At 70.7% G+C, this 12,572-nt stretch carries 7 protein-coding genes and 1 pseudogene; 1 reads left to right on the top strand and 7 read right to left on the bottom strand.

All coding sequences use genetic code 11. The features are described 5' to 3' along the window. A partial coding sequence (locus B7X32_RS12230; protein ID WP_292719893.1) for a DNA alkylation repair protein occupies positions 1-454 on the top strand: 454 nt, incomplete at its 5' end. 113 nt (positions 455-567) lie between these two features. Here B7X32_RS12230 and guaA read toward each other — a convergent pair. From guaA to B7X32_RS12195, 7 genes and pseudogenes are all read right to left on the bottom strand, one after another. Next, positions 568-2,154 carry a glutamine-hydrolyzing GMP synthase gene (guaA, locus tag B7X32_RS12225; RefSeq protein ID WP_292719891.1) on the bottom strand — a complete coding sequence of 529 codons (1,587 nt, stop codon included), beginning with the start codon at positions 2,152-2,154 and terminating at the stop codon, positions 568-570. Then, positions 2,151-2,636, bottom strand: coding sequence for a DUF3817 domain-containing protein (locus B7X32_RS12220; protein ID WP_292719889.1), 486 nt, complete (start codon positions 2,634-2,636; stop codon positions 2,151-2,153). Before B7X32_RS12220 ends, guaA begins: the two co-directional genes overlap by 4 nt. Positions 2,637-2,756: 120 nt before the next feature. Next, entirely contained in the window at positions 2,757-7,778 is a 5,022-nt protein-coding gene (locus tag B7X32_RS12215; RefSeq protein WP_292719887.1) for an ExeM/NucH family extracellular endonuclease, read from the bottom strand. Between the two features lie 267 nt (positions 7,779-8,045). Next, entirely contained in the window at positions 8,046-8,810 is a 765-nt protein-coding gene (locus B7X32_RS12210) for an SURF1 family cytochrome oxidase biogenesis protein (protein ID WP_292719895.1), read from the bottom strand. 88 nt (positions 8,811-8,898) lie between these two features. After that, on the bottom strand, positions 8,899-10,020 hold the full coding sequence (locus B7X32_RS12205) for a GuaB3 family IMP dehydrogenase-related protein (RefSeq protein WP_292719885.1): 1,122 nt from the start codon (positions 10,018-10,020) through the stop codon (positions 8,899-8,901). Between the two features lie 177 nt (positions 10,021-10,197). Beyond that, on the bottom strand, positions 10,198-11,886 hold the full coding sequence (locus B7X32_RS12200) for an ATP-binding cassette domain-containing protein (protein WP_292719883.1): 1,689 nt from the start codon (positions 11,884-11,886) through the stop codon (positions 10,198-10,200). A gap of 212 nt (positions 11,887-12,098) precedes the next feature. Next, positions 12,099-12,572 (bottom strand): annotated as a pseudogene (locus B7X32_RS12195) (TetR/AcrR family transcriptional regulator); the annotation flags it as partial.

Here is a 12,572-nt window from a genome sequence, read left to right as displayed (position 1 = left end):
TTTCCGAGAGGAGCGCTATGCGGCGCAGGCGCTGATGGCGCTGCGACCGCTGCGTGGGCGGCTCGACATGCTCGACGTGCATGAGGAGATGGTCCGCACGGGCGCGTGGTGGGACCACGTCGACGAGGTCGCGCACCGTCTCGCCGACCTCCTCGACGCGCATCCCGCGGAGCTGGCCGTGGAGTTGCGGGTCTGGGCGGACGACGAGGACTTCTGGATCCGCCGGGTCGCGATCATCGCGCAGCTGCAGCGCAAGGACGCCACCGACCGCGCGCTGCTCGCCGACGCGATCGAGCCGAACATCGCGGATCCGGAGTTCTTCATCCGCAAGGCGATCGGCTGGGCGCTGCGGGACTTCGCGCGCACCGACCCGGAGTGGGTGCGCGCCTTCGTGGACGCGCACCCCGCGCTCTCCCCGCTGAGCCGCCGCGAGGCGCTCAAGCACCTCGGCTGACCCGCAGAGTCCGCGAGACTGCATCTGGGCGACGAGACAGCGGGCATGGGCCGCAGTCTCGTCGCGGAGTTGCAGTCTCGCGGACCCAGCGCAGCGGGGAGGGAGCTAGGGGGTCACTCCCACTCGATGGTTGCCGGCGGCTTGGAGGTCACGTCGAGCACGACGCGGTTGACCTCGCGCACCTCGTTCGTGATGCGGTTCGAGATCTTCGCCAGCACGTCGTAGGGCAGACGGGTCCAGTCGGCGGTCATCGCGTCCTCGGAGGACACCGGGCGCAGCACGACGGGGTGGCCGTAGGTGCGGCCGTCGCCCTGCACGCCCACGGAGCGCACGTCGGCGAGCAGCACGACAGGGCACTGCCAGATGGTCTGGTCCAGACCGGCGAGCGTCAGCTCCTCGCGGGCGATCGCGTCGGCTTCGCGCAGGATCTCGAGGCGCTCGCGGGTCACCTCGCCGATGATGCGGATCCCGAGACCGGGTCCGGGGAACGGCTGGCGGCCGACGATCGCCTCGGGGATCCCGAGCTCGCGACCGATCGCACGCACCTCGTCCTTGAACAGGGTGCGCAACGGCTCGATGAGGTCGAAGTCCAGGTCGTCGGGCAGTCCGCCCACGTTGTGGTGCGACTTGATGTTCGCGGTGCCCGCGCCGCCGCCGGACTCGACGACGTCGGGGTACAGCGTTCCCTGCACGAGGAACTTGACCTTCTCCCCCGAGGCCTTGGCCTCTTCGACGAGGTCGCGCTGCACCTGCTCGAAGGCGCGGATGAACTCGCGGCCGATGATCTTGCGCTTGGTCTCCGGATCCGTCACGCCGGCGAGGTGCCCGAGGAACGTGTCCTCCGCCTCGACCGTGATCAGGCGCACGCCGGTCGAGGCGACGTAGTCGCGCTCGACCTGCTCGCGCTCGCCCTTGCGGAGCAGACCGTGATCGACGAAGACCGCGGTGAGCTGGTCGCCGATCGCCTTGTGCACGAGCGCCGTCGAGACGGCGGAGTCGACACCGCCGGACATCGCGGAGATCACGCGGGCGTCGCCGACCTGGGCGCGGATGCGCTCGACCTGCTCGGCGATCACGTTGTCGCTGTTCCAGTCGGCGGGAAGGCCCGCGCCCTTGTGCAGGAAGTTCTCGATGATCTCCTGGCCGTGGTCGGAGTGCTTGACCTCGGGGTGCCACTGCACGCCGTAGAGCTTGCGCTCCTCGTCCGCGAAGGCGGCGACCTTCGTGGAGCCGGTCGAGGCGAGCACCTCGAAGCCCTCGGGAGCGCGGGCGACCTGGTCGCCGTGGCTCATCCACACGTTCTGCTCGGCGGGCTGGCCGCCCAGCAGCGTGGAGTCGTTGATCGGGATCATCGCGTCGGTCGCGCCGTATTCGCGCAGACCCGTGTTCGCGACCTCGCCGCCGAGCGTGCGCGCCATGTACTGGAAGCCGTAGCAGATGCCCAGCGTCGGCACCCCGAGCTCGAACACGGCCGGGTCGAGCTGCGGCGCACCCTCCTCGTAGACCGAGGACGGCCCTCCGGAGAGGATCAGGGCGACCGGGTTGCGCGCCGCGATCTCGGCGGCGGTCGCGGTGTGCGGCACGATCTCGCTGTAGACGCCGGCCTCGCGGACGCGGCGGGCGATCAGCTGCGCGTACTGCGCACCGAAGTCGACGACGAGGGCGGGGCGCTGCTCGGTGTCGGGAGTGTTGTCGGTCAACGGGCACCTTCCGTGGCGGGAGTGGTCGAGGAGGTCTGATCGGAGGAGGCTTCGCGCGCGGCGAGATACGCCTTCACCTCACGGGCGACGCGGGTCTCCATGATGAAGGAGAGGAACGGCACGACGCCGCCGAGGGCGAGCGTGATGAAGCGGAGGAACGGCCAGCGCATCAGGCTCCACACCCGGAAGCAGGCGAAGAGGTAGACCACGTAGAACCAGCCGTGGGCGACCAGGATCCCCATCGAGAGGTTCAGGCCGTTGCCGGTGGACTCGAGGCCGCCGTGCACGCCCTCGACGACCGGGGCGAACCAGAGGAAGCCGCCGGATCCGCCCGCGAAGAGCTCGAGGTGGATCGGGGTGTACTTGAGGACCATCTCCGTGACCAGGAGCAGGAGCATGACGCCGGTGATCACAGAAGCGATCTGGTAGAACTTCAGCGCCCCGCGGATGGCCGGGAAGCTCGCGGCTTTCGGTTCGGGCATGCCTCCATTCTAGGCGCCGGACCTGTGCACCATTCCCGGCCCAGACGACGGGCGGCGCGTGGACGACGAAGGCCGCCGGATCCGAGGATCCGACGGCCTTCGCAGGTCAGCGCGGGAGGGTCACTCCGCGCGCAGGCGACGACGGGCGACGATCAGGCCCGCGCCGAGTGCGAGGAGCACCGCGGCGAGGAGCAGGAACGAGCCCGAGTCCGCACCCGTCAGGGCGAGACCGCCGCCGGCCGCGGATCCTGCCGCGGCGACGGTGATCGCCGCGGTGATCTGGGAGCCGTCCGCCAGGACCGCCACCACGTGGTGCTCTCCGGGGGTGGTGCCCGCGGGGATCGTGACGGTCGCCGAGAACGCGCCGTCCGCGTCGGTCGTCACCGAGCCCAGCGAGACCGGGGTGGAGTGCAGCTCGAGCGCGACGGCCTGGTCCCCCTCGAGACCCGAGCCCGCGATCGTGACGCTGCCGCCCGCGGCGACCGAGGAGGAGCCCAGCTTGAGCTGGCCCTTGCCGCGGACCACGGTGACGGCGGCGGTCGCCTCGTCGCCGTCGGCCTGGGTCGCGGCGACGAGGTACTCGCCGCCCTTGGCCGAGCGCGGCACCACCGGGGACACGGAGAACGAGCCGTCGGCGCCGACCTTGACGGTGCCGAGGTCGATGACCGTGCCCTTCTTGCCCTGCTCGCGCAGCTGCAGCGTCAGCGTCTCGCCGGGCTCGAACGCCTGGCCGGTCAGCGTCAGCTTCTCGCCCGCGAGGACCTTGGCCGCGCCGACCGAGACGGTGCCGGTGAAGGATCCGGTGTCGGATCCGGCGACCGTGATCGGCAGCTGGGCCGCGGTTCCGGTGCCGGCGACCGCGATGTGCAGCGCCTGCGCGCCGGTCACGCCCTCGGGGATCGTGAACGTGAGCGTCGCCGTGCCGGCCTCGTCGAAGGCGTTCACCGTCATGGCCGGGTCCACCGGAGCCGTGGCCAGATCCTTGCCGCCGAGCGAGACGGTGACGTCACCGGGCGCCTTCTCCCCCGCGGTGAACGCGAGCGAGCTGAGCTTCAGCGTGACGCTCTCCCCGGCCTTGTAGCCGGCCGCATCGGCGGGAGCGGAGAGCACCGTGCCGACCGCGCGCTGGGCGAGGTCCGGGGACGCCGTCTTGTTCGCCGCGAACCAGTCGACCATCGACTGCAGGTCCACCTTGCCGGTGTCCTTCTTGTCGGCGCCCTGCTGGAAGGCGGTGAACGCGTCGCCGCCCGCCGCGAGGAAGGCGTTCGCGCCCACCGTGTAGGTCGCGGCCGCATCGATCGGTGCGCCGTTCACGAAGATGCCCGTGATGTGCGACCCCGCCGCGGCGGCCGGGTCGTACGTGTAGGTCAGCTCCTTGGAGACGCCGAGCTTGAGGAACGGACGCGCCGAACCCACCGGCTGCCACTGCTGCTCGAGCACCTGCTTCACCTGCGCTCCGGTGAGCTTCACCGTCATGAGCGTGTTGGCGAAGGGCTGCACGGTCGCGGCCTCCTTGTAGCTCACGCTGCCGTCCGCATCCCCCGCGCCGCTCGACGCGTAGGTGAGGTTGGCGCGCAGACCACCCGGGTTCATGACCGCGAAGTCCGCGCCCGTGGACCACTTCTGCACGTCGGCGACGAAGTTGCCCAGGGTGGACTCGCCACCGCGGTTCTCCGTCTTGCCGTCGCTCTGCCTGGCGCGGTTGAAGTCGGCGGTGATGTCGCCGAGCTTGACCGAACCCAGCTCCGCGGCCTTCGCCTTGGCGGCGTCGACGATCGCCTGCACCTTCGGGTCGGCCGGGAAGGCGGGCTTGCCGCCCACCGTGAGCGGCTTGATCTCGTTGGTGATCGAGAGGAGCTTCTTGCTCGTCGGGTCGACCTTGATGTCCATCAGGCCCAGGTTCTCGCCGTACTGGCCGGCGGAGACCACGGGACGTCCGTCGATCACATGGTTGTACGCGAGGTGCGTGTGCGCCGAGACGATCGCGTTCACGCTCTTGTCGACGCCGTTGACGATCTCGCCCAGACGCGACTCGGGGGTGATGCTGGCCACGTCGGTCGTGGTCGCGCCCTCGTGCACGAGCAGGATGATCACGTCGGCCTCGCCGTTGGACTCGTCGCCGTCGCGCAGCTGCTTCGCGACCTTGTTCACCGACTCGGGGATGCTGCGGACCTCGAGGCCCTTCATCCCGTCGGGCGAGACGAGGGTCGGCAGATCCTCGGTGACGGCTCCGATGAAGCCCACCTTGACGCCCTTGACGTCCTTGACCCAGGCCGGGGTGAGCGCGGGCTCGCCGGTGGCGGTGAGGAACACGTTCGAGCTGAGGTAGGTCCAGTCGGCGCGCTTCTCCACACGGTCGCGGAGGTCGGCGTAACCCTGGTCGAACTCGTGGTTGCCGGCCGCGCTCACATCGAGACCGGCCGCGTTGAGCGCGTCGATCGTCGGGTTGTCCTGCTGGATGAAGGACGTGAACGTGGAGGCGCCGATGAGGTCGCCGGCGGCCGCGAAGATCGTGTTCGGGTTCTGCGCCCGGATCTGCTCGACCGCGCCGGCCAGCACCGCGGCTCCGGCGGCGGCGCCGTCGGCCTCGATGCGTCCGTGGAAGTCGTTGATCGTCGCGACGTTGATGTCGATCGGATCCGCCGCGCCCTTGACGCCGACCAGGATCGGGTCGTGGTCGCTGGAGCGGTACGGGGTGCCCGCCTCGGTGGCCGCGAACGCGTAACCGCGGTCGCTCCACTCCGGGGAGTTGATGTTCCACACCCCGGCGCCGGTGATGGCCTTCGCCGCGGACGGCGACGCGATCACGTGGTCGAGGGATCCGAGCTCGCCGTCGAAGGAGTAGGTGTACTGTCCTGCGGCGTGCGTCGGCTCGACGTCGGTCCACCCGGCCTGGGTGAAGACGTCGATCGGGTCCTCCTTGCCGTAGGCGTTGAAGTCGCCGACGAGGAAGACGTCATCGCTGCCCGAGTCCTTCTGCACCTTCTGCGCGAACGCGAGCTCGGCCTTGGCCTGTGCGACGCGGTCGGCGTTGAAGAAGCCCTGGCCGTCGGCCGGCTCCGGACCCGCGTTCTGCGGCGGGGACTTCGACTTCAGGTGCGTCGTGACGACGGACAGGACGCGGCCCTGGGCGGTCTGGAACGACTGCGCGATGGGCTCGCGGGCGTTGCCGAAGACGGTCTCGTCGACGACGGTCGACGCGTCGCCCTTGAGGGTGACGGACGCCTTCTTGTAGATGATCGCGGTCGTGATGGCGTCGGTGATCGACGGGTCGTTCAGCGCCGCGGGAGTGCGGACGTAGTCCCACACCTCGGATCCGGCCGCGTCGTTCAGCCCCTGCACGAGGTTCTTCAGCGGTGCGTCGAGGGCGAGGCCGAACTTCGGCCCGTTCTCGACCTCCATGAGACCGACGACGTCGGCGCCCAGGCCGTTGATCGCCGAGACGATCTTGGAGCGCTGGATCTGGAACTGCGCGTCGGTCTTGGCGCCGCGGGCGTTCGCGTCCTGACTGGTGAGCGTCGTGAAGAAGTTGTAGACGTTGAACGACGCCACCTTCACGTCTCCGCCGACGGCCGGAGGCGCGGCCGGGCGCGGGTTCTCGTCGCCGAACGTGGGCTTGTGCGACGCGTCGCTGGTGCCGGAGATCGGCACCACCGGCTGCAGCCGCCAGTCGTCGAAGCCGTACTGCAGGATCTCGCCCTCGGCGGGGAAGTTCACGGTGTCGCCGTTGCGGACGACCGTGTCCTTCGTGAAGTACGGCTGGCCGCCGGTGTGGCCGCCCTTGCCGATCTGCGAGGACCAGCCGTCGTCGAGCAGGATCCGGTTCGCGCGGTTCGCGGCCGTGATCGCATCGGCGTCCGCACCGGGGCGTGCGAGCTCTGTGGCCTTGACGTTGAGCTTGTCGCCCGCGTTGAGCCACAGCGCGCCGTAGTTGTAGAGCTGGTGGCTGGAGGCGAGCTTGTAGGTGCCGGTGGGCGTGACGAGCATGTTCTCGTACGCCTCGCGGTCGGCGCCGCGCACGCCGTCGGGCAGTGCGACAGGCTGCGGCACGCCGACGCCGGCCTTGACGACCGAGACGTCCCCGACGGCGGCCGGGTTGATCTGGGTCTGGCCGAAGTACTCCGAGACCTTGCCGGTCACGGAGACGAGGTCGCCGCGCGCCACGGACGGGGCGAGCGCGTTCAGGTAGACGAAGATGCCGTCCGAGGCGCCGTCGGTCTTGACGTCGCCGCCGGTGCCCTCGGTCTGGATCGCGATGCCCTTGTACCCGCCGGTGCGGAAGTCGCCGGTCACGATGCCCTGCACGGTGACGGTCTGGTCGACGAGCGGCGACGTGTCAGTCGTGCCCTGCACCTCGGCGATGGTCTTGGTCTCGCCGGGGGCCTGGGTTTCGGTCGGGGTCGGCGTCGGAGTGGGGGTCGGCTCGGGGCCGGGGTCGGTCGGGAACTCGGCCGCGGCGGACGTGTTCTTCGGGGTGAGCGTCGCGGACAGCGTGAAGTCGGCGCTGTTCGAGTCGGTGTCGGCCCCGCCGGTCCGGTTGAGGGACTTGACGTCGGTGTTGCCTGCGGGAGCGGTGGCGGCAGCGCCCTCGAAGGTGTTGGATGCGCCGTAGCCGAGCAGGTCGATCACGTCGGCGTTGCCGGCGACGGATCCGGTCGGGAGGGCGATCGCCGAAGCGCCCTTGACCAGGGCGATCGTGCCGGAGGCGCCGCTCGGGTTCAGCCCGCTGGTCGCGTCGGGCGTCGGCAGAGCCGTGCCGTTCGTCCCGTTGCTGCCGCCCTGGATGAGGTAGTAGCCGCCGGCCGCGATGGTGCCGGAGAGCGGGACGGTGCCACTCGAGTTCCCGGTGCCGGTCGCCGAGCGGTACTGCAGTGACAGTCCGTCGAGCGTGACCGCCGCGTGCGTCGGGTTGTAGAGCTCCACGAACTTGTTCGTGTAGGCCGCGCCGGCGCTGCCGCCGGACAGATAGGCCTCGTTGATCACGACACCGGTGCCGCTCGTGTCGGCGAACGCCGGAACGGCTGCGAGGCAGCCGAAGCTCAGCGCCGCGACGGTGGTCGCGGCGAGGGCGCCGAGTCGCGCCCCTCTTCTGCGGAACGACGAGGGAACCGTGCGGTTCTCTCCATCGGGGACGGACTTCATCAGCGCTGCCTCCACGGGAACGGATGCGACGGCTCCCGGTCGGGATCGTCGGTGCGCGGCGCATTCGGGCAGCCGCACACCTCACCGACGATAGGCGAGGCTATGGACCATCTTCAAGGAAGATATGCACTGGCTGAAAGGTGTTCACCGGCTCGTCACCAACGGAGGACTGGGCTCGCAGCGGGGCACCCGCGCGAACGCGCATACGCGCCGATTCCGGCGCTCAGAAGTGCACTCCGTGGATGCGCGGCAGAGCGCACGCGGGGCTCAGGCGGCGGAGCCCGTGCGCTCTTCGAACTCCTCGACCTCGCGCTCCCAGGCGTCCTTGGCCAGGCGGTACCAGAGGTAGAACGCGAAGCCGGCGAAGATCGCCCACTCCACGGCGTAGAAGATGTTGAGCCAGTTGACCGAGGAGTGCTCCTCCGGCGCCGGCGAGGAGATCGTGTCGAGCCCGCCGAGCGGGGTGCCGGAGGCCAGGTACGGCCGGTAGACGTTCAGGTCCGCCGTGTCGTGCCAGAAGCCGAGCAGCGCCGCCGGAGACATCCGGTCCATGCGGGTGGGCTGGTCCTGCGGCGGGGCGACAGGGCCCTCGTCGGAGATGAGGCGCCCCGTCACGGTGAGGACGGATCCGTCCGCCGTCTTCTCCAGCCGCTGCACCGCCGCCTTGGCCGCCTTCTCGTCGGGGGCCCATCCGATCGCGACGGCCAGCGACGTGGGCTTCGCCGCGCCGGCGATCCGCAGCTGGCCGGTCACCCAGTAGCCCTCGGCGCCGTCGTTGAAGCGCGATGAGACGATCAGGAAGTCACCGGGGACCCAGGATCCGCTGGTCTCGGCACGCTGCCCGACCAGGGGACCGTCGAGGTAGGCGCCCGGCTTCACGACCTGGTCGATCGGCAGCACCTTCTCGGTGGCCCCCGGCGCGGGCGGGTTCGTGTCGATCGCGCGGCCGAGCTGCCACTGGCCGAGCCAGGCGAACACCCCTGCGACCACGAGGCACAGCAGCAGCATGCCGATCCACCGGCCGCGCAGCATCACCTCGCGCAGGGTCGGCGGAAACTCCGGGGCGGGGACGGCGGGGCGCTGCGCAGACGACACGGGAAGGTTCAAGAACGGCGGGCGTTCAGGACTCGTACGGAGACAGCACGACCTCGACGCGCTGGAACTCCTTGAGGTCGGAGTAGCCCGTGGTCGCCATCGACTTGCGCAGCGCCCCGATGAGGTTGGCGGTGCCGTCCGCCACGGGGGCAGGGCCGTAGAGGATCTCCTCGAGCGTCGCGACGCCGTCGACCGCCACGCGCCGGCCGCGCGGCAGCTTCGGGTGGTGCGCCTCGGGACCCCAGTGGAACCCCTGCCCGGGGGCATCGGTCGCGCGCGCGAGGGCGACGCCGAGCATGACGGCATCGGCGCCCATCGCGAGCGCCTTGACGATGTCGCCCGACGTGCCGACGCCACCGTCGGCGATCACGTGCACGTAGCGGCCGCCCGACTCGTCGAGGTAGTCGCGGCGCGCGGCGGCGACGTCGGAGACCGCGGTGGCCATCGGCGCGTGGATGCCCAGCGTGGCGCGTGTGGTGGAGGCCGCTCCCCCGCCGAAGCCGACGAGCACGCCCGCCGCGCCCGTGCGCATGAGGTGCAGGGCCGCCGTGTAGGTGGCGGCGCCGCCGACGATCACGGGGACGTCGAGGTCGTAGATGAACTTCTTGAGGTTCAGCGGCTCTGCGACGCTCGACACGTGCTCGGCCGAGACCGTCGTGCCGCGGATGACGAAGAGGTCGACGCCCGCCTCGACGACCGTCTGGTACAGCTCCTGGGTGCGCTGCGGCGTGAGGGATCCGGCGACCGTGACGCCGGCGTCGCGGATCTCGGCCAGGCGCGCCTTGATCAGCTCGGGCTGGATCGGCTCGGCGTAGAGCTCCTGCATGCGCGAGGTCGCGGTGGCCTCGTCGAGGCCGGCGATCTCCGCGAGCAGCGGCTCCGGATCCGCGTACCGGGTCCACAGGCCCTCGAGGTCGAGCACGCCCAGTCCGCCGAGCTGACCCAGCATGATCGCCGTGCGGGGGCTGATCACCGAGTCCATCGGGGCGCCGAGCACGGGGATCTCGAACGGGAACGCGTCGATCGTCCAGGCGGTGGACACGTCCTCCGGGTTGCGGGTGCGCCGCGAAGGCACCACCGCGATGTCGTCGAACGTGTATGCGCGGCGCGCGCGCTTGCCTCGGCCGAGCTCGATCTCCTGGGTCACGAACCCAGCCTACCCGGGTTGCCCCTAAGGCTCAGCGGGCCGGGGCGGGCTGGTGCCGGCGCGACGGATGCACGACCGCGTGACGGATGCACGACCGGATCGGCGGATCCGTCGTGCATCCGTCGCATCGTCGTGCATCCGTCGCAGCGTTTCGGGAGCGAGACCCTTCCCGGGCGCTCAGCGGGCGCGGGCGACGCGGCGCTCGTCCCACACCGGCGCGTCCGACTCGTAGACGCCGCCGTCTTCGCCGAACACGAGGAAGCGGTCGAAGGAGCGGGCGAACCAGCGATCGTGCGTGACGGCGACGACCGTGCCCTCGAACCGCGCGATCGCGTCCTCGAGCGCCTCCGCCGATTCGAGGTCGAGGTTGTCGGTCGGCTCGTCGAGCAGGAGCAGGGTCGCGCCGGACAGCTCGAGCAGCAGCACCTGGAACCGGGCCTGCTGCCCGCCGGAGAGCTGCGAGAACTCCTGCTGCGCCTGGCGCACCAGCCCGTAGCGGTCCAGCGCCGAGCTGGCGGCGTCGCGCGGCATCCCCGCCCTGCGGTCGTCGCCGCGGTGCAGGATCTCGAGCAGCGTGCGCCCGGCGAACTCCGGGTGCGCGTGGGTCTGTGCGAACAGCCCAGGCACGACACGCGCGCCGAGCACCGCCGTGCCGGTGTGGGCGACCTCGTCGAGCCGCTCCCCCGCGCCCGTGAGGTGTCCGAGAGTCGGATCGGGATCGCTGCCGCCACGGGCCAGCAGCCGCAGGAAATGCGACTTGCCGGATCCGTTCGACCCGAGCACCGCCACGCGGTCGCCGAACCAGAGCTCGGCGTCGAAGGGCCGCATGAGGCCGGTCAGCTCGAGGTCGCTGCAGACGATCGCGCGCTTGCCCGTGCGGGCGCCGCGCAGCCGCATGTCGAAGTCCTGCGCGGGCGGGCGCTCCTCGGGCGGCCCCGCCTCCTCGAACTTCCGCAGTCGCGTCTGCGCGGCCTGGTAGCGCGAGGCGAAGCCGTCGTTCGCGGAGGCCTTGACCTTGAGGTTCGCGACCAGGGTCTTCAGCTTCTCGTGCTGCTCGTCCCAGCGCCGGCGCAGTTCGTCGAGGCGGTCCATCCGATCGATCCGCGCCTGATGATAGGTCGCGAACCCGCCGCCGTGCACCCATGCCGTCGCGCCGGCCCCGCCCGGCTCCAGCGTGACGATGCGGTCGGCCGCCCTGGCGAGCAGCTCGCGGTCGTGAGAGACGAGCAGCACCGTCTTCGGCGTCTCGCGCAGTCGTTCCTCGAGCCAGCGCTTGCCCGGCACGTCGAGGTAGTTGTCCGGCTCGTCGAGGAGCAGCACGTCATCGGGTCCGCGCAGCAGCGCCTCGAGCGCGAGCCGCTTCTGCTCGCCGCCGGAGAGCGTCGCGAGATCGCGGAACCGCGCCCGCTCGAAGGGCACGCCGAGAGCGGCGACCGTGCACTGATCCCAGACCGTCTCGTGCTCGTACCCGCCGGCGTCCGCGTATTCGGCGATCGCCGTCGCGTACCGCATCTGCGTCGGCTCGGTGTCGTCCTCGATGAGGGCGTTCTCCGCGGCGTCGAGCGCCTCGGCCGCTGTCCTGATGCGCGCCGGCGAGACCCCGATGAGCAGCTCGTGCACGGTCTGCCCTTCGCGGCCGTGGCCGACGAACTGGTCCATGACGCCGAGGGATCCGTCGATCGTCACGACGCCGGCGTCGGGCGACTGCTCACCGCGGATGATCCGCAGGATCGTGGACTTCCCGGCGCCGTTGGGCCCGATCAGGGCGCTCGTGGATCCGGCGCCGACGCGGAACGAGGCCTCGTCGAGCAGGGGGCGGCCGTCGGGCAGGGTGAGCGAGACGCCGGCGACATCGATGTATCCCACGGTGGTGGTCCTTCCGCCCGCGCGCAGGTGCGCGATAGCGAGCCGACCAGGCTATCAGGAACAGCGGCCGGATCCGGTGACCCGGTGTGCGGCGGCGGGCGCGACGCCTGCAGGTTCGCGCGACGCCTGCAGGGCCGAACCACCGGACTCGTCCTGCACCCGTGGCGGCATCGTGCATCCGTCGCAGCCGCACGGGGTCGCTGCCCCGCGGGCTACAGTCGGTGCTCGTTGCGCGGCAGCACTTCGAGCACGTGCGGCAGCTTGTTGGGGAAGCAGGCGCGGAACAGCTCGGTGATCTGCGGATCGGATCCATAGTCGTCGACGATCCGCAGGCCGATCATGGTGCTGATCAGCATGCCCTCGGCGAGGAAGGCGCGGGCCTCGTCGGCATCGAGGCCCACTTCGTCGCGGAAGAAGCGCCAGACCCTCGCGAACCCCTGGCGCGCGGCGGCGCCGATCGCGGGGTTGCTGCCGAGGAGGTAGGCATGCGCGAGCGTCTGGTGCAGACCGCGCACCTCGATGAGGTCGACATAGGCCTCCCCGATGCGCTTGCCGACCGGCCGCTCCCCCTCCTCGTCGGACGCCGCGAGCGCAGCGCGGAACGACGCGAGCAGACGGTCGAGCGAGAACTCGATCGTCGCGAGGAAGAGGTTCTCCTTGGATCCGAACAGACGCACCACGTACGG

Source organism: Microbacterium sp. 13-71-7 (genome assembly GCF_002257455.1).
GTDB lineage: Bacteria > Actinomycetota > Actinomycetes > Actinomycetales > Microbacteriaceae > Microbacterium.
The sequence above is the reverse complement of the archived record's forward strand: the minus strand, read 5'-3'. Positions and strand labels throughout refer to the sequence as shown.

Coding starts and splice junctions, on each gene's coding strand:
- B7X32_RS12220 (WP_292719889.1), bottom strand. CDS start 2,636: ATGCCCGAACCGAAAGCCGCGAGCTTCCCGGCCATCCGCGGGGCGCTG.
- B7X32_RS12215 (WP_292719887.1), bottom strand. CDS start 7,778: ATGAAGTCCGTCCCCGATGGAGAGAACCGCACGGTTCCCTCGTCGTTC.
- B7X32_RS12210 (WP_292719895.1), bottom strand. CDS start 8,810: ATGCTGCGCGGCCGGTGGATCGGCATGCTGCTGCTGTGCCTCGTGGTC.